10 protein-coding genes, 2 tRNA genes and 3 rRNA genes are annotated in these 18,215 nt (G+C 43.2%); 5 read left to right on the top strand and 10 right to left on the bottom strand.

The annotated features are described in order from the left end of the window. Positions 1 to 150: 150 nt before the first annotated feature. The 8 genes from SNE25_RS29545 to SNE25_RS29510 all read right to left on the bottom strand — a co-directional run bounded on the left by SNE25_RS29545 (position 151) and on the right by SNE25_RS29510 (position 9,020). Complete coding sequence (locus tag SNE25_RS29545) at positions 151 to 963, bottom strand: enoyl-ACP reductase FabI (protein WP_321562600.1); 813 nt, start codon at positions 961 to 963, stop codon at positions 151 to 153. Positions 964 to 1,129: 166 nt separating this feature from the next. Next, positions 1,130 to 2,833, bottom strand: a complete 1,704-nt coding sequence (gene recN / locus SNE25_RS29540; protein ID WP_321562599.1) for a DNA repair protein RecN — start codon at positions 2,831 to 2,833, stop codon at positions 1,130 to 1,132. Between the two features lie 72 nt (positions 2,834 to 2,905). Beyond that, entirely contained in the window at positions 2,906 to 4,885 is a 1,980-nt protein-coding gene (locus SNE25_RS29535) for a M56 family metallopeptidase (protein ID WP_321562598.1), read from the bottom strand. Positions 4,886 to 4,890: 5 nt separating this feature from the next. Then, the gene (locus SNE25_RS29530; protein ID WP_321562597.1) at positions 4,891 to 5,268 is read right to left on the bottom strand and encodes a BlaI/MecI/CopY family transcriptional regulator; all 378 of its coding nucleotides are present in this window, start codon (positions 5,266 to 5,268) and stop codon (positions 4,891 to 4,893) included. 242 nt (positions 5,269 to 5,510) lie between these two features. Beyond that, complete coding sequence (gene porD, locus SNE25_RS29525; RefSeq protein ID WP_321562596.1) at positions 5,511 to 6,404, bottom strand: type IX secretion system protein PorD; 894 nt, start codon at positions 6,402 to 6,404, stop codon at positions 5,511 to 5,513. Further along, entirely contained in the window at positions 6,401 to 7,603 is a 1,203-nt protein-coding gene (gene coaBC, locus SNE25_RS29520; protein WP_321562595.1) for a bifunctional phosphopantothenoylcysteine decarboxylase/phosphopantothenate--cysteine ligase CoaBC, read from the bottom strand. The genes porD and coaBC overlap by 4 nt, the downstream gene beginning before the upstream one ends. A gap of 145 nt (positions 7,604 to 7,748) precedes the next feature. After that, positions 7,749 to 8,081, bottom strand: a complete 333-nt coding sequence (locus tag SNE25_RS29515) for a DNA-directed RNA polymerase subunit omega (RefSeq protein ID WP_321562594.1) — start codon at positions 8,079 to 8,081, stop codon at positions 7,749 to 7,751. A 12-nt stretch (positions 8,082 to 8,093) separates the two neighbouring features. Continuing rightward, on the bottom strand, positions 8,094 to 9,020 hold the full coding sequence (locus SNE25_RS29510) for an outer membrane protein assembly factor BamD (protein WP_321562593.1): 927 nt from the start codon (positions 9,018 to 9,020) through the stop codon (positions 8,094 to 8,096). A gap of 1,121 nt (positions 9,021 to 10,141) precedes the next feature. On the opposite strand from SNE25_RS29510, the gene SNE25_RS29505 reads away from it, so the two are divergent. The 5 genes from SNE25_RS29505 to rrf all read left to right on the top strand — a co-directional run bounded on the left by SNE25_RS29505 (position 10,142) and on the right by rrf (position 15,511). Then, positions 10,142 to 11,663: ribosomal RNA gene (locus tag SNE25_RS29505) — 16S ribosomal RNA — on the top strand. Between the two features lie 227 nt (positions 11,664 to 11,890). Next, a tRNA-Ile gene (locus tag SNE25_RS29500) sits at positions 11,891 to 11,965 on the top strand. Positions 11,966 to 11,980: 15 nt separating this feature from the next. Beyond that, positions 11,981 to 12,054: transfer RNA gene (locus tag SNE25_RS29495), tRNA-Ala, on the top strand. 267 nt (positions 12,055 to 12,321) lie between these two features. Further along, positions 12,322 to 15,202 (top strand): 23S ribosomal RNA (locus SNE25_RS29490). A 197-nt stretch (positions 15,203 to 15,399) separates the two neighbouring features. Continuing rightward, positions 15,400 to 15,511: ribosomal RNA gene (gene rrf, locus SNE25_RS29485) — 5S ribosomal RNA — on the top strand. Together the 16S, 23S and 5S rRNA genes with 2 tRNA genes alongside form the textbook arrangement of a ribosomal RNA operon. A 97-nt stretch (positions 15,512 to 15,608) precedes the next feature. On the opposite strand, the gene SNE25_RS29480 is transcribed toward rrf, so the two are convergent. Together SNE25_RS29480 and SNE25_RS29475 are read right to left on the bottom strand one after the other, a co-directional pair. Next, positions 15,609 to 16,394 carry a hypothetical protein gene (locus SNE25_RS29480; RefSeq protein ID WP_321562592.1) on the bottom strand — a complete coding sequence of 262 codons (786 nt, stop codon included), beginning with the start codon at positions 16,392 to 16,394 and terminating at the stop codon, positions 15,609 to 15,611. Between the two features lie 247 nt (positions 16,395 to 16,641). Beyond that, entirely contained in the window at positions 16,642 to 18,207 is a 1,566-nt protein-coding gene (locus SNE25_RS29475; protein ID WP_321562591.1) for a hypothetical protein, read from the bottom strand. Positions 18,208 to 18,215 lie beyond the last annotated feature (8 nt).

Here is an 18,215-nt window from a genome sequence, read left to right as displayed (position 1 = left end):
AATCACCCACACAAAAGCAATCAGAACAAAAAAGCGACCAAGTAAAAGTTGCCTTTTCTCTTGATCGCTTTTCGTAATTCGTTTTATTGCACTACTTTTTCAGTGCCCTCGCAATTTGCACGGCGCTTTTTTTATGTCTTAAACCTTTTGTTATTTTTCCATTTGTTCAATAACCGCCTGGGTTACGCCCGTGAAAGAGAAGCCGCCATCGTGGAAAAGGTTTTGCATGGTAACCATACGGGTCAGATCGCTGAACAGGGTTACGCAATAATCGGCACACTGGTCGGCATTAGCGTTACCCAGCGGACTCATCTTTTCGGCGTAATTGATAAAGCCGTCAAAGCCCTTTACACCCGAACCAGCCGTAGTGCGCGTTGGCGATTGTGACACCGTATTAATACGCACGTTTTTCTTTACTCCATATTGATAACCAAAGTTGCGTGCAATACTTTCCAGGTAAGCTTTGTTATCGGCCATATCATTATAGTCAGGAAACACGCGCTGAGCTGCTATGTAGGTTAGCGCCAGTACTGATCCCCACTCGTTTATAGCGTCCATTTTCATGGCGGTTTGCAATATACGGTGCAGACTCAAGGCTGATATGTCTAACCCTTTATGGGAAAAATCATAATTATTTTCGGTGTAATGGATGCTTTTACGCACGTTTACGCTCATACCTATAGAGTGCAATATAAAATCGACTCCTCCGCCAAAATGTTCCTGTGTTTTGGTAAACAGGTTGGTAATATCATCATTGCTGGTAACATCTGCCGCTACAACAGGGGCGTTGCATTCTTCGGCCAGTTTATTGAGTTCGCCCATGCGCAGGGCGATGGGAGCGTTTGACAGTACAATTTCGGCACCTTCCTGTACAGCGCGCTGCGCTACTTTCCAGGCTATGGATTGATCATTAAGGGCACCAAAAATGATCCCCTTTTTACTTTTTAATAAATTATAAGCCATGAGTTAAGTTTTTATAATTAAAGTAATTTATGATTTGATTAGCAGTTGCCGGTTTGCAGTTATCAGTTTGCTGTATGCAGTTACCAGTTTGCAGCCTGTGGTATTAAAAGGAATTCATTTTATTCAAAAACATTTTAACTGCGCACTGCAAACTGCCCACTGCAAATTACGCCCCCAGCAACTCCCTCGCGTTTTGCAGCGCACTTTCGCCGGGTTTGTCGCCGCTGAGCATCTTGGCAATCTCCAATACACGCTCCTGCTCATCCAGTTGTTTTATGCGGGTGTAGGTAGTAGTCGCAGAATCATCCTTATAAACAAAATAATGATTTTGCCCTTTGCTGGCAATTTGCGGCAGGTGCGTAATGGTGATCACCTGCAGGTTGCCGGCCAGTTGCTCCATGATCTGGCCAACTTTATTGGCCACCTCGCCCGATACTCCCGTATCAATCTCATCAAAAATAATAGTAGGCAATGCGGTATATTGTGCAATGAGCGATTTAATGCTCAACATTAAACGGGAAAGCTCGCCGCCTGATGCAACCTTGCTCATTTCGGCCAGGGCGTGGCCTTTATTTGCCGAAAACAGGAAACGGATCTGATCCGCGCCGTTTGCCCCCAGCCCCCCTGAAGGGGGATTGCCCGGATCTGCTTTTTCAGTTCCACCTTTGGCAGATAGCGGGGCTTGTTCAATTTTCAACGCTGAATTAGCCATCCCCATTTCGGCCAGCGCTGCCAATACTTGTTTCTCAATAGCCGGGATAGCTTTTAAGCGGTTAGCAGTTAACTGCGCTGCCAGTTTTTCCAGCTCGGTTCTGTCGGCAGTTAACTGTTTTTGTAGTTTTTCAATAGCCTCATCACTGAACAACACTTTCTGTATCTTGTCCGACAGATCATCCTGTATAGCTAACAATTCGGTATTGGTATTAACCCGGTGCTTTTTTTGCAGGTTATAGATCATGCTCAGGCGGGTGTTAACCTCTTCAACCCGGGCCTCGTTGGTTTGAGTGCGCTGTTCTATAGTCTCAATTTCGGCAGCTATATCTTTTAATTCGATGATGACGCTGTTTAACCGCTGGTGCAATTCTTCAATTTGGGTATCGAATTTTTCGAGTGTGCCCAGCTGTTGCCCGGCTTCGCGCAATTGTGCTAAAGCCGCGGTTTCGCTTTCCTGCATTAAATAGTAAGCGCCAAACAGGTTGCGTTTTATTTCTTCGGCGTTGTTTAAAGCGTATAGTTCTTTTTCAAGCAGTTCCTGTTCATCGGCATTCAGAGATGCTTTCTCCAGTTCATCAAACTGAAACTGAAAATAATCCAGGTCGGCCTTGGCCTTTTCGCTTTCCTCAATCAATTTCTCGAGTTTTGAGGTTGATTTTTTATGGGCTTTGTATTTGGTTTGGTATTCGTTTAATAGCTCCGGATGTTTGGCAACGGCATCAACCACCAGTAACTGAAATTCCGGGTCGTTAATTTCGAGCGTGGCATGCTGCGAGTGGATGTCGATCAGTTTTTCGCCCAGTTGTTTTAGTGAGGTTAAGTTAACCGGGGTATCGTTCACAAAAGCCCTTGATTTACCATCGGCAGAAATTTCGCGGCGAAGTACGGTTTCAGCTTCGTAATCCAGGTCGTTATCCTCAAAAAAGGATTTAAGATGAAAGTCGCCGATTTTGAACTGACCTTCAATAACGCATTTTTTTTGCTGATTAAAAAAATACCTGCTCTCGGCCCGCTGCCCCAAAATGAGCGACAAAGCACCTAATATAATTGATTTACCGGCTCCGGTTTCACCGGTAAGAATGTTTAAGCCTTTGCCAAAACCTATCTCAAGATTGTCAATTAACGCGTAGTTATTAATGGTTAGCTTTTGAAGCATAAAAAAAGTATCCTTATTTTATTAAGGATACTAAATTACGAATTTCAATGTATTGGGTTTAATAATTAAAAACTATTGAAGGGTATCTGCTTTACTGTCAGTATCGTCTTTGTAATCATATTTATAATCAAAATCCTTTTTCAATTGGTAGCGGTATGCTTCCATCTTTTTCCTGAAGGCTGGGCTTTTCATGTACTGTTGCAAATTTCTGCTGGCAATATTTAATTGTTCTTTAGCTTTCTTAAGTTCCGGGCTGTTTTCGTAAGCGCGCATTTGCTCACTCATTTTTTTCATCTCGGTACGTTGCTGTACCCATTGGTCGCCTTGATAAGCTTTTCTCAGGCTATCGCCCATTGCGCGTAATTGCCTGCTTTTTTCACGAAACTCGGGAGAGTCATAGCGGCTGCGCATTTGCTCGCCCAACTTTTTCATTTGCGTTGTTTCTTCCTTTACGTTGGCCGGTATTTTACTTTGCAGCTCCTCCTGGTATTTGCGGTAGTTCTCGTCTTTACTGTCATCTACATAATTGCGATTATGCGGAATGTTGTATTTTTTTTCGAGCTCCTCGTTCATTTTTTTAAACTCGGGGCTTTCAAAATATTCCTTCATCTTTTCGCCAATGGCATGCATTTGTTCACCAATTTCCTTTATTTCGCCGTTGTCGCCCCATTTTTCCTGAAAATCGGCAGCTATTTTTTGCTGATTAACCTGCAGTTCTCTCATTTCAGGACTATTGGCATAGTCTTGCATAGCCTTACCTTTTGAAGCCATATCCTCCATCTGTTTTTTAAACTCCGGGCTATCATAGTATTTGCTAATAACTTTGGCCTGTTTGCTTACTTCGTTTGTAAGTCTTTGTAACTCGGCATCGTTTAAGCCTTCTGCTTCATCCTCATGTTTATAATTGAAGGGTTTGTTTTTAACGGTCTTTTTGGCAACGGTCGTCTTTTTGGCTTTAACAACCTTTTTTTGGGTGGTATCGGCAAAAAGATTGGGTACAATTTTTGCGTATGCGATTTTTTTAATAGATAGCTTACCATCTTTTATGGTAGGGTTTAACCATGCTATGCTGCTTATGCTGGCCGCCATTATGACAATGGCCACAAGCAGGTGGCGAATATTGCCAATTGGTTTTTTGGTTTTCATGATGCGTTCAATTCTGTTTAATAAATGATATTTTTTTCCGGTTGCTGCCAGTGCCAGCGATAGATTTACTTGCCGCGATTGTTCTAATTTTAAAAGGGCCTGAGCGTATATCAGCGGTTGGGCGGTGGTTTGTACAACCAGATCGTCGCACCGGTTTTCGCGTTCCTGGTTTATGATGCGGTTAATTAATTGGGCAAAGGGATTAAAGAAAAGCATGATGTTTATTACCTGCTGAGCCATGTTGAGCAAATAATCATTACGTTTTATGTGTGATAGCTCGTGCAGTAAAACGGCTTCTATTTCTTCTGCAGATAAATAAGTAGTTAAGGTTATGGGCAAAAGTATGATGGGTTTAAAAAAGCCGATCATGCAGGGTACATCAGTAAAGCGGCTGAAGTTGGCGCTTACATATTTGCCAATGTGAAGTTTGCTGCAAAAATCATCTACATAAACCTGTATATCATCAGCCGGGATCATTGACCTTTTAATGAGGTTTAGTTTTTGCAGGTTTAGACCCAGCCTTAATAGATTAAACACTAAGCCGGCAAAATAAAGTGCCGAAACATAGGGCAGGTACCCTTCAATAACATAGTTAAAGCGGTCGGCCGATATGGTGTGGACAGATGTATTGACAGGAAAATTAAAATGAGGCAATATACCGGGAGCGGCAACTACCGACAGATCAATCCATACATGCGCCTGCACCTGAATAATCAATGTATAAATAAACCACGTACTGATAGTTAGCATGGCTAACATACCCAAATTGTGCTTTTTAACCGACGACATTGACGGCGCACAGGTAAATAACAGGTGCAATACAAACCACACCAATAATCCCTGCCACAACGAGTGGATAATGGTAATACCCAAAACCTGACTTATGTTATAGAACAGATTTTCCATGATACTTATTTTTTATGCTGATCAAACTGTTTTAAATAATCTTTAATAGCGTCAATTTCGTCCTTTGATGCGCGGTGCTGACCCAGCGCCTGTATTACCAGATCAGATGTTGAGCCCTTAAATACAGTAGACAATATTTTATCTAAAGCGTTGCTTTGTGCCTGTTCCTGGGTAAATAACGCTTTATACAAATGAGTTTTCGAGGTGGTGTCGCGTTCAACCAAACCTTTGTCGTGCATAATCTGCATCAGTTTTAAGGTAGTGGTATAACCGGCATCCTTTGTTTTGGCCAGTTCTTCATGAACATCACGTACGGTACATTGCCCCTTATTCCAGATCACCTGCAATATTTCCAGCTCGCTTTCTGTTGGTTTTATATCCATTTTATTTAATACGAATTTCTTCGTACAAATATCTACGATGGATTTCGTATTTGCAAATATTTTGTGAAAATAATTTTAAAATGAGATGAAATCAGTTGGGAACAAGAACGAGAAAGTAAACCAGGTAGCTGCTGTCAGCCTGAGCTCCGTTGAAGGGTTGAGCGCAGAAGCCTGCCCACTATGCTCCGACGGGCTCAGCATGACCCCGTTTTTTGCTCCTATCCTGATGTATTATAGTAGTTCTATTTTTGCAGTGTTTGATACTTATTACCATTGGCCGGATCGGCTTGCAGTAATATGTTCATGGCCTGTACCCGTTCCTGCGGATCGGCCTTGCTGTACAACAATACCAGTTCGTCGCTTTTGGCAGTGTAAAATACAAGCGGGAACATGGCGCCCACGCGCTGGCGGTCTATCTGCTGCAGTCCTGGTAATATGGTGGTAATTTCCTTGCGGCCTTTGGCTACATTGTCGGCCATGGCATCCAGCCCGTTCCGGTGGTAATCGTACATAAAACTGCGCAGGGGGGCATAAAGCTTGTTGTTCAGGTTTTCGGATAGCCAGTATCTATTGGTATTACTGTCAAAAGCCTTCCAGCCGCGGTATGATCCGGTTTGTGCGTTATTAACCACGGTTTGGGCATTGGCAAAATAGGGTGAGCCTCCGTATTGTGAAAAAGTATCATAATCAAGGCCAACAATAATATAGGCATAAAAGGCCATGATAGAGCTCAGGTTACTTTGAAAGTTTTGGTCGGTATAGTCAATAGTTTGCCCTTCGTTGTAAATAAAGTCAACGTCCTTATCGTTAATATTAAGCAAGGTTGAGCTATAGGTTGAGTTAAAAACCGGTCTTGATGATTGTACCTGCAGTTCACCGCTGAAGTTGCTGCTGCCGTCCCAGTTGGTGACATTGAGTACAAAGTTACAATCGATCCTCTCCTGGGGCAGTATGGCGTCGGCGCTCCATTTGCGGCCGTTTAAAAAATCTTTCATAGCGGTTTCAAGCGTCTGGAAAATTCGCTTGTTGCTGCCCTGTATCTTGGGCGACAATACCTGTACCCTGGCATTCAGATCCTGGGCCGAAGCCCTGAAACCCGCGAGTACTAAAATGATATAAAAGACTGTTTTTTTCATCTGTTGATGAGTTGGGCTACTTTAAGGCAAATATCACGCGCTACAGCATCCTTGCTTTTAAGCTCGAATACTGTTTTTTGAAGGTCGCGGTCAATAATGGTTATCTTATTGGTATCCTTTTTAAAGCCGGCCCCGGCATCGTTAAGCGAATTTAGCACAATAAAATCAAGATTTTTATGCTGTAGCTTATTCATTGCGTTCTGTTCCTCATCATTGGTTTCCAAAGCAAAACCAACCAACAGCTGGTTGGTGGTTTTCTGCTCGCCCAGGAACTTTAAAATATCGGTAGTTTTTTTGAGTTCGATATTGAAGCCGCCGTCCTGTTTTTTAATCTTTTGCGCGGCAACGTGCACGGGGGTATAGTCGGCCACGGCTGCGCTCATGATACAGGCTTTCGCCGTTTTAAAAGCATCAGCACAAGCCTCCAGCATTTCGGCGGCCGATGTTACGTTTATTCGTTTGATGTTTTGCTGTTTGCTTATTTCTGCGGATGGCCCTGTGATCAGGGTAACATTGGCCCCCATGGTGGCCAGTTCATCGGCAATGGCAAACCCCATTTTGCCCGACGAATGATTGCCTATAAAGCGTACCGGATCAATGGCCTCATAAGTAGGCCCCGCGGTAACCATAATGTTTTGATTAGCTAAAAGGAGTTTTTTTTTTAGGGTAAATGATAGGAAATCGACAATTTCATCCGGCTCGGCCAGGCGCCCCTCGCCATAAAGCCCGCTGGCCAGTTCGCCTGTGCCCGGCGCTATTAAGGTATTGCCGAACGATTGCAGCCGGGTTATGTTTTGACGAGTAGCAGGATGCAGCCACATATCAAGGTCCATAGCGGGTGCAAAGTACACCGGGCATTTGGCCGACAGATAAACGGCCGACAGTAAATTATCGCAAAGACCGTTTGCCATTTTGGCCAGCGTGTTGGCGCTTGCAGGGGTTATCACCAGCATATCTGCCCAAAGGCCAAGTTCTACGTGGTTGTTCCATTCGCCAGTGTCGGGTTTAAAATAATTAACCAATACCGGTTTTTTTGAAAGAGTTGATAGCGTAAGCGGAGTTATGAAATTGGTGGCATCGGGGGTCATTACTACCTGTACATTTGCGCCGGCCTTGATTAACAGCCGAACCAGCAATGCCGATTTATAGGCGGCTATACTGCCGCAAACTCCGAGAATGATGTTTTTACCCTCAAACATTTGGTTTCAAGTCAAAATTCAAAAGTCAAAATTCAAAAGAATCTCAACTCACAAATATACTTAAAAAGCAAAAGTCAAAATTCAAAAAAAGGCAATGCCCTAAATTTTGAATTTTGACTTTTAACTTTTGAATTTAAAAGAGAGCTTACGCTTCTTTTGAAGGGTTACGGTAGTAAACCTTGTCGTCTAAAAACTCCTGAACTGCTACCAGTGATGGTTTTGGCAATCTTTCGTAATATTTAGAGATTTCAATTTGCTCACGGTTTTCAAAAACCTCTTCAAGGTTATCGTTTGATGATGCAAACTCAGAAAGTTTCTGGTGTAACTCTTCTTTAATATTGTTTGATATCTGGTTCGCTCTTTTTGACATAATTACAAGCGACTCATATATATTATTGGTGTTTACATCCAGCTCGCGTAAATCGCGGGTTACAGTGCTGCTTGCTACTGCTGGTTTGTTGGTGTTATTTGCTGTCATATATAAAATTTTTTAATATGGAATTTTTTGTTGCTGATTCTTTTCTGATGGCGGCGCTGTTTTTAGCGTGTCTTTATTGGCTAATTTCTTGGCTACCTTTTCGTTACTTAATGCTTCGGCCAATATACGTTTTGCATTCCGGATACCGCGTTCACTGTCTTTAGCAAGGTCTTTGGTTTCTGCACCGTATTTACTGCTTGGATATTTTTCGTTAAACTGGTCAGCATAAACTACCGTCTGGTTATAACGGTCTTCTTGTTTGTATTCTAAACTGTGGCTGGCGTACTGATATTGCGATTTAACTATCAGGTACTCCATTTCTTCGCCGTACTTGGTATCTGGATAATCGCGGAGGGCGTTATTGAACGCAATTACTGCAGATTGATAATCGCCGATGGTTAAATATAACTTAGCGTTGGCATAAGCTTTTGTTTCCAGCTTGTCGCGCAGGTTTTGTATCAACTTACTTGCCTCGGCAACACGATCGCTCTTAGGGTAAAGGTTAATAAATAACTGCAATGCCTCAATAGCCTTTAAGGTATTATCCTGATCAAGCGAGTATATCGGCGAATCAAGGTAATAGCAGTAAGCCGAAAAAAAGCGGCATTCCTCAGCCCTGGTGCTCGATGGGTAAGTATCTGCAAATTGTTTAAAGTGGTACCTTGCCGATGTATAATCCTTCAGCTTATAATTGGTAAAGGCATAATAATAAAACAGGTCTTCAGCTTCAGCGCGCCCGCGGTAACGCTCAACCAGTACCTCAAATAAACCCAAAGCCTTGTTATAATCTTTCTGATTATAGTACTTAATAGCTTCCTGGTATTTTTTGGCGTAATCGTTACTTGCCTTTAACTTTTCGTATTTGCTTTTACAACTGCCCAATGTAATAATTAACAGAGCTAAAACACTGGCTAATAACGTAAGTTGCTTTTTAAACATTTTGCAAAGATAGGTGAATAATATAAATCAGTCAATTATTTATTTAGCTGCTAATATATAACGTGTTTCGTGCTCCTTATATATATAAAGGGCTATTTAACATCTTTTAACTATTAGGCCGATTTTTGCTGAGGTGATGTTTTGTATATAATCCTTCGCCCGGGCACGCAATACCTTTAGCATATATAATAGCACACTATATACACTAAGAGTGTATTGTATACTATATATATAGCAACTGCGCACTATGTAGTATATATGTATAGCATTAACTGATGTTTCGGATAATCCTGATGGAATTACGGGTTTATTAACAATTGTAAGCAATTAAACTGCTTGTCTTCCTATAAAAGGTGTTTATTGGAGAAGGTGGTGAAATTTTTCAGGCTGATTTTTAACATCTTATGAACAGCTGTTGAATATTTGTTTAAAACCGTTTGCAAAATTGAATTCTGTGCGTACCTTTGCAGCCCGCAAATGAGGAAGCGGGGTTGTTCTTAGAAAGGTTAGTGAAGTGGTTTTTGTGAGTAAGATAAGTGAGATTGACAAGCAAAAATAAAAGCCAAAAAAACTTCAAATAAATTTTCGGAAATTGAAAAAGGTTTATACCTTTGCAACCCGCAAACGAAGGAGAAGAGTGGGAGAGAAAACGGCGGGAAAACGAAGCTTAGAAAAATAAAAAAAATAAGTTTTGGAAATAAGAAAAAGGTTTCTACCTTTGCACTCCCGAAACGAAGGAAAGAAAAAAGGCGGAAACGCTGAGTGAGGGAGAAGGGAAAACCGGAGCGATTCCGGCAGAGCAAAAAGAGAAAGTTAACAGCGGTTAATGAGTAACAAAAAGGGGAAAGCGGACGAAAGGAAGCGAGTAGCCAGACAAGAGAAGCCGGAGCGATTCCGGCGGACAAAAATGAAAAGTTAAGGAGTGTAACAACTCCAAGATAATAAGCGGAACCGGGACGGGGAAGCGCAAAGTTCTTTTAAGAAATAGAAAATCATGTAGCGTAACGATCGGGGAAACTAAACCCTCTCCGGTAAGTTATCAGAAACAAAGGAAGCTGTATAAAGATACATAATACAGATTCTATTATTAATAATAGGGTCAGAGTTAAACAAAACATTTTACAATGGAGAGTTTGATCCTGGCTCAGGATGAACGCTAGCGGCAGGCCTAATACATGCAAGTCGGACGGGATTGAGAAGCTTGCTTTTCATGAGAGTGGCGCACGGGTGCGTAACACGTATGTAACCTACCTTGTTCAGGGGGATAGCCTCTCGAAAGAGAGATTAAGACCGCATAACATTATGATGTGGCATCGCATTATAATCAAATATTTATAGGAACAAGATGGGCATGCGGAACATTAGCTAGTTGGTAAGGTAACGGCTTACCAAGGCTACGATGTTTAGGGGATCTGAGAGGATGACCCCCCACACTGGTACTGAGACACGGACCAGACTCCTACGGGAGGCAGCAGTAAGGAATATTGGTCAATGGACGAAAGTCTGAACCAGCCATGCCGCGTGCAGGAAGACGGCCCTATGGGTTGTAAACTGCTTTTGTACCGGAATAAACCTCTTTACGTGTAAAGAGTTGAATGTACGGTAAGAATAAGGATCGGCTAACTCCGTGCCAGCAGCCGCGGTAATACGGAGGATCCAAGCGTTATCCGGATTTATTGGGTTTAAAGGGTGCGTAGGTGGTTCTTTAAGTCAGGGGTGAAAGACGGCAGCTTAACTGTCGCAGTGCCTTTGATACTGAAGAACTTGAATACACTAGAGGTAGGCGGAATGTGACAAGTAGCGGTGAAATGCATAGATATGTCACAGAACACCAATTGCGAAGGCAGCTTACTATGGTGTCATTGACACTGAGGCACGAAAGCGTGGGGATCAAACAGGATTAGATACCCTGGTAGTCCACGCCCTAAACGATGAATACTCGATGTTGGCGATATACGGTCAGCGTCTAAGCGAAAGCGTTAAGTATTCCACCTGGGGAGTACGCCCGCAAGGGTGAAACTCAAAGGAATTGACGGGGGCCCGCACAAGCGGAGGAGCATGTGGTTTAATTCGATGATACGCGAGGAACCTTACCCGGGCTTGAAAGTTAGTGAATAAAGCAGAGACGCTTTAGTCCTTCGGGACACGAAACTAGGTGCTGCATGGCTGTCGTCAGCTCGTGCCGTGAGGTGTTGGGTTAAGTCCCGCAACGAGCGCAACCCCTATGTTTAGTTGCCAGCACGTCAAGGTGGGGACTCTAAACAGACTGCCTATGCAAATAGAGAGGAAGGAGGGGACGACGTCAAGTCATCATGGCCCTTACGTCCGGGGCTACACACGTGCTACAATGGGCAGTACAGAGGGCAGCTACCTGGCAACAGGATGCCAATCTCCAAAAGCTGTTCACAGTTCGGATCGGGGTCTGCAACTCGACCCCGTGAAGTTGGATTCGCTAGTAATCGCGTATCAGCAATGACGCGGTGAATACGTTCCCGGGCCTTGTACACACCGCCCGTCAAGCCATGGAAGCTGGAAGTGCCTGAAGTGCGTAACCGCAAGGAGCGTCCTAGGGTAAAGTCGGTAACTGGGGCTAAGTCGTAACAAGGTAGCCGTACCGGAAGGTGTGGCTGGAATACCTCCTTTCTGGAGCAGTTTCCTAAAGGTATCAGGTAACAGTTACCTACATGATTATTTCTTAAATCAAAAAAAGACAAAAAGAAACCCAAAAGATGAAGCCATCAGTGGTTGTAACCGAAGAGGAAGCAAGGGACACGGTTGGCAGTTCATAGTGGGCAGTAATGCAGTTAGCAGTTGGCAACAAGAGCTAACAAAGAAGCAAGCTGCAAACTAAAGACTGCACACAACAATAGAGTCCTGTAGCTCAGCTTGGTTAGAGCACTACACTGATAATGTAGGGGTCAGCAGTTCAAATCTGCTCGGGACTACAAGTAACATCTTAAGGGGGATTAGCTCAGCTGGCTAGAGCACCTGCCTTGCACGCAGGGGGTCAACGGTTCGAATCCGTTATTCTCCACACACCCTCCGTTTCCTGAAAAGGATAGGATATCATGCAAATGACCATTTAATTGGAATGGGGTAAAGTTCTTTGACATATTGGAAGAAGTAATTGAAAAAGAGAAAACAACAGAATAGGGACGTTGTAGACTTTGGATCAATGAGAGAAAGATAAAGGAAAACGGATGACTTCGGTCATAAAGTCCCCGAGTCTGAAAGTCAGGAAGTCCGAATTACAACTAACTAAAATAAAGACATACCATGCGGCGCAAAAGGCGCATGAGTAGAAGAAAGTAAGAAAGGGTACACGGGGGATGCCTTGGCTCTCAGAGGCGATGAAGGACGTGATAAGCTGCGATAAGCCGCGGGGATTAGCAAATATGACTTAATCCGCGGATTTCCGAATGGGGAAACCTAATTAGCTGAAGGCTAATTGCATAAATGCGCTAACCTGCTGAACTGAAACATCTAAGTAAGCAGAGGAAGAGAAAACAATAGTGATTTCCAGAGTAGTGGCGAGCGAAATGGAAGAAGCCCAAACCTATACTGTTACGGCAGTATGGGGGTTGTAGGACCACAATATGAATATCAAAATGAACCGGAACGGGGTGGGAAACCCGGCCATAGAGCATGAGAGCTGCGTACGGGTAAGTAATGATAGGATAGTGGTATCCTGAGTACCGCGAGGTCGGAGACGCCTTGTGGGAATTTGCCGGCACCATCCGGTAAGGCTAAATACTCCTGAGAGACCGATAGTGAACCAGTACCGTGAGGGAAAGGTGAAAAGAACCCCGAACAGGGGAGTGAAATAGAACCTGAAACCGTGTACTTACAAGCGGTCGGAGCATAGTAATGTGTGACGGCGTGCCTTTTGCATAATGAGCCTACGAGTTACTCTTCCCTGGCAAGGTTAAGTGTTTAAGACACGGATCCGAAGCGAAAGCGAGTCTGAATAGGGCGTATAGTCAGGGGAGGTAGACGCGAAACCTTGTGATCTACCCATGGACAGGTTGAAGGTGCCGTAACAGGTACTGGAGGACCGAACCGATAAACGTTGAAAAGTTTCCGGATGATTTGTGGGTAGGGGTGAAAGGCTAATCAAACTGGGAAATAGCTCGTACTCCCCGAAATGTTTTTAGGAACAGCCTGGCGGTTGAGTTATAAAGAGGTAGAGCTACTAATTGGGTGCGGGGGAGTCAAATCCTACCAAATCCAGATAAACTCCGAATGCTTTATAATATACGCTGGAGTGAGGCTATGGGTGCTAAGGTCCATGGCCGAGAGGGAAAGAACCCAGACCATCAGCTAAGGTCCCCAAATTACTGCTAAGTTGAACTAACGAGGTCCGATTGCACAGACAGCTAGGATGTTGGCTTGGAAGCAGCCATTCATTTAAAGAGTGCGTAACAGCTCACTAGTCGAGCGATCGGGCATGGATAATAAACGGGCATCAAGCAGTATACCGAAGCTATGGATTTGCAGTAATGCATCTGGTAGGGGAGCATTCTATATGCCGGAGAAGCAGGAGGGACAACCGACTGTGGAGGTTATAGAAAAGCAAATGTAGGCATAAGTAACGATAAGGCGGGAGAGAAACCCGCCCACCGAAAGACTAAGGTTTCCTGATCAACGCTAATCGGATCAGGGTTAGTCGGGGCCTAAGGTGAAGCCGAAGGGCGTAGCCGATGGACAACTGGTTAATATTCCAGTACTTTTTATAACTGCGATGCGGTGACGGAGTAGTGACACTGACGCGAACTGACGGAATAGTTCGTTAAAGGCCGTAGGTATAGGTTCTGTAGTTAAGTACGCAGAATTTGCTGAAAGCTGATAGTACTTGAAACCTTCGGGGGACGAGATAGTTCAGGTAATCAGACTTCCAAGAAAACCCGCTAAGCTTCAGGTTATAAAAACCCGTACCGTAAACCGACACAGGTAGTCGAGGAGAGAATCCTAAGGTGCTCGAGTGAATCATGGCTAAGGAACTCGGCAAAATGGCCCTGTAACTTCGGGAGAAGGGGCGCTGGCAGCAATGTCAGCCGCAGTGAAAAGGCCCAGGCGACTGTTTAACAAAAACACATGGCTTTGCAAAATCGAAAGATGACGTATAAGGCCTGACACCTGCCCGGTGCTGGAAGGTTAAGAGGGGATGTTAGTCGCAAGGCGAAGCATTGAATCGAAGCCCCAGTAAACGGCGGCCGTAACTATAACGGTCCTAAGGTAGCGAAATTCCTTGTCGGGTAAGTTCCGACCTGCACGAATGGTGTAACGATCTGGGCGCTGTCTCAGCCATGAGCTCGGTGAAATTGTGGTATCGGTGAAGACGCCGGTTACCCGCAACGGGACGGAAAGACCCCATGCACCTTCACTACAACTTAACATTGATATCGGATACAGGATGTGTAGGATAGGTGGGAGACTGTGATCCAGCTTCGCTAGGAGTTGGTTAGTCAACGTTGAAATACCACCCTTTCTGTATTTGGTGTCTAACCCTGTAAGACGGGGGACATTGTTTGGCGGGTAGTTTGACTGGGGTGGTCGCCTCCAAAAAGGTAACGGAGGCTTTCAAAGGTAAGCTCAGTACGCTTGGTAACCGTACGCGGAGTGCAATAGCATAAGCTTGCTTGACTGTGAGGCAGACAAGCCGAGCAGGGTCGAAAGACGGATATAGTGATCCGGTGGTTCTGCATGGAAGGGCCATCGCTCAAAGGATAAAAGGTACGCTGGGGATAACAGGCTGATCTCCCCCAAGAGCTCATATCGACGGGGAGGTTTGGCACCTCGATGTCGGCTCGTCACATCCTGGGGCTGGAGAAGGTCCCAAGGGTTGAGCTGTTCGCTCATTAAAGTGGCACGCGAGCTGGGTTCAGAACGTCGCGAGACAGTTCGGTCCCTATCTGTTGTGGGCGTAGGAAGTTTGAGTGGGGCTGACCTTAGTACGAGAGGACCGGGTTGGACTAACCTCTGGTGAATCTGTTATGCCGCCAGGTGTACTGCAGAGTAGCTACGTTGGGAATAGATAAGCGCTGAAAGCATCTAAGTGCGAAACTAGCCACAAGATGAGACTTCCATTGAGGGTCGTAGGAGACTACTACGTTGATAGGTTACAGGTATAAAGGTGGTGACATCATAGCCGAGTAATACTAATTGCCCGAAGCTTTCTTCAGATAGAAAAAGTGTGGGTACGGTCGTAAGACTGTACCCCGCAAAAACAAAAACAACAAAAGCTGTTGTTTTCTCTAACTCAATCACTTCTTTCAATAATATGTCATTGTTTGGCAGGATCGGGAAACCGGTTGCCAGTTACGGGTAAAAACCGGAACCAGGTAACACGAACCACGAAACTAAAAAACATTAAAAATATTCAGGTGCCTATATCGGCGGTGTCTACCTCTTCCCATTCCGAACAGAGAAGTCAAGCCCGCCAGAGCCGATGGTACTGCGGTAAAACGTGGGAGAGTAGGTCGGTGCCAAACCTTATCATCCAGCAAAGGATGTAAAACCAAAAGCCTTAGTATAACACTAAGGCTTTTTTGCGTTTATAGATTTTTTGAAATATCGCTAATCTTAAGGTTAGCGAGTACCAAATCTTTCTGTAGATTCTTTAATAGTAGTTTCAATTTCTTCTCTTGTTCGATAATCGCCAGGAAACATCGCTAATTCGACAGGTAACTTTACAGCTGGAATAGAAAGGCGAATATTCTTTCTTTCAAAAGGATAATTTTTCCAACTTGTTATATCGACTAATCTATTATCAATTGGAACGTCTGTCTTTTTAAAGCTAAGTAAGAAACCAAATGGAAAATGTGCAATCTCGCTGTAATTCTGAATTATCCCTTTATCATATACAAAGTTATCTGCCATATATCGATAGTTGCTACTATCATTATAGTACATAAATACTTGATAGTTTGGCGGTAGAATCCGACTTGATTTGTTTAAAACGAATTCTGTCAAATCGGGAAAGTTCTCTGAATAGTTAATAGAACCAAGAGTTACGAAGAATGACATAATTTGCTTGATTACTTTTAATGGATGAATGATGTATGGATCTCCATTAACGTATTGAGCATCAGCTAATCTTAATCTATATACTGCTTGATTAACGAATTCTATATAAGCGTTGCCGTACCAACCTCCAGTATTATTATTACATGTTTCGCAAAGCGAGTAATAGCCAATACCTCCTTGTTCTGGTCGCCCCCTTGGATTTTTAAGGAAAGGATCATCTATTGATGAATCAGAAGGGAAAATATAAAATCGATTAGTATTATAGGCTTTTTTAGGAGGAACATGTTCATATGTTAATTTAGCTTTAGTACCACATAATTTACATATGCCGATCTGAGCATTAGACATAATTTCTGTAGTTAGTAATTTTTTATATAATTATAGATTTCTAAAAATTGCAGTCTAAAATACACTATTAAGATAAGAAAAGGCAAATAGCTACATTGAATATCTTATTGCCATTTACAAGATTGTTCTATACAAAATTTGCCATTACATGTTAGTCCGATTCGTTAATTAATTATCATTATCCCTCAAAAACAGAAAACCCACCGTTGCCGGCGGGTTTTCTTGATATATAGTGATAGGGATTAGGCTATTGTGTTGAAATGATGCGGTAGAGTATCCAGTTGTCGGTTTCGTATACTCTTTGATAATTTACGCCGCTGTTTACTATTCTGATGAGCGGTATGTACCGATTGTTAAGCTGTGTATAACCTGTAAATGGATTCTTGGCAGTGGCAATCAGTATATAATCGTCGTAACGGTACGGCGTTTCTATGGCGCTCAAGAACAGATCCTGGTAAGGCAGGGTAAGTTTGGTAATGTCGTGTGTAAATGCGGCTATGGGGTATGAAACTGCATCGTCCATTAATATGTGGCTATCTTTTGGCAGGTTATTTATAACGTCTGCCAGTTCCATGTTTTCGCTCTGGTCTGTATTGGGCACAAGCGTGGTAAGCGTGGTTATAAATTTCTTTTCGTCGGTTATAAGTGATTTGTAGAGGAATATATATCCTGTGTATAACTGGAGCAGAATAACAAAACCCAGTATCAGCTTAAATACATATTGCTTCTTTACGGTTTGTGCCTTAAACACCAGGCAAAGCAATGCCATGATCAGGAAAATGAGGTAATACTGATAATTCAGAAATAGCTTGTCGTACTTTATATGCAAAAACTCGATAAAGGCAAAAGGGGTTAAAATAGTTAAGGCCTGGTAGGTACTTTCCCTGAACAGGTAAATGGCAATCAATATCAGCGGACAAAAACAGATCACCCTTATGGATACCATGATGGATAACTCGGGCAACTGGTAGTTAGCGCTGGTTGTCATGATATCATAATTAAGCTTATCAACCAGTACATTCCAGGTGGCATAGGGGCTTTCAATAAAATAATTTAAATCGTTAGCGTGGGTAAGGTTTAACAGCTTATAGCAAATAACCGATGCTACCGGTAAAATAAACAGGATAATGTAGATAGCGAATGTTTTATTGATGAGCTTACGGCGCAGCGACGGACTGTTAAAGCTTAAAAACAGCCTGAAAATAGATTCCTTTTCGCCCAGGTTTAAACTTTGCAGGGTGATGGCCAATACCAGCGGCACAAAAAACAGGGTAAGCCAGATGAATTTATAGTCGCAAAAAATAAGGATCACCAGGCATATACTGGCCAGCGAAACATGGAAGGTTGTATTTGAGCGGTAAAATTTAAGCAGGTTAAAAAAGAAAAGGAAAAAGAAAATGAGCACCATGTAAATTGCTTTCCCCGAAGCCGCCGCGTACAATAAACCCGGATGCAGAAAAAACAATAGCAGCACCAGGTACAGGTAAAAATCATCATCTATACGATTGATAAGTGCACGGGCAATAATGTAAAACAGAACCGCTGTACCAATTGCCGATGCTATTACCGGCGCCAGGTAGGAATTGATGGCGTTAAAAATAAAGGTAGTATAAAATGGCAATAGCGGCGAAGTAAGCCCCATTACCTTGATACGGTTGCCCAGGCCCTCGAAAACTATCTTAGTTTTTTCGATATAAAAAATGCTCTCCCGGTTATAGTAACCCAAATGGTTCAGGTAAATGCCAATTACCAGGTAGTAAATGCCAAGTATCAGGGTTAAAATAAAGAGGTATTGATTTTTTGAAATTTTCATCAGCACTA

The organism is Mucilaginibacter sabulilitoris, assembly GCF_034262375.1.
Classification (GTDB): Bacteria; Bacteroidota; Bacteroidia; order Sphingobacteriales; family Sphingobacteriaceae; genus Mucilaginibacter; species Mucilaginibacter sabulilitoris.
This window is presented reverse-complemented; position numbering and strand designations above follow the sequence as displayed.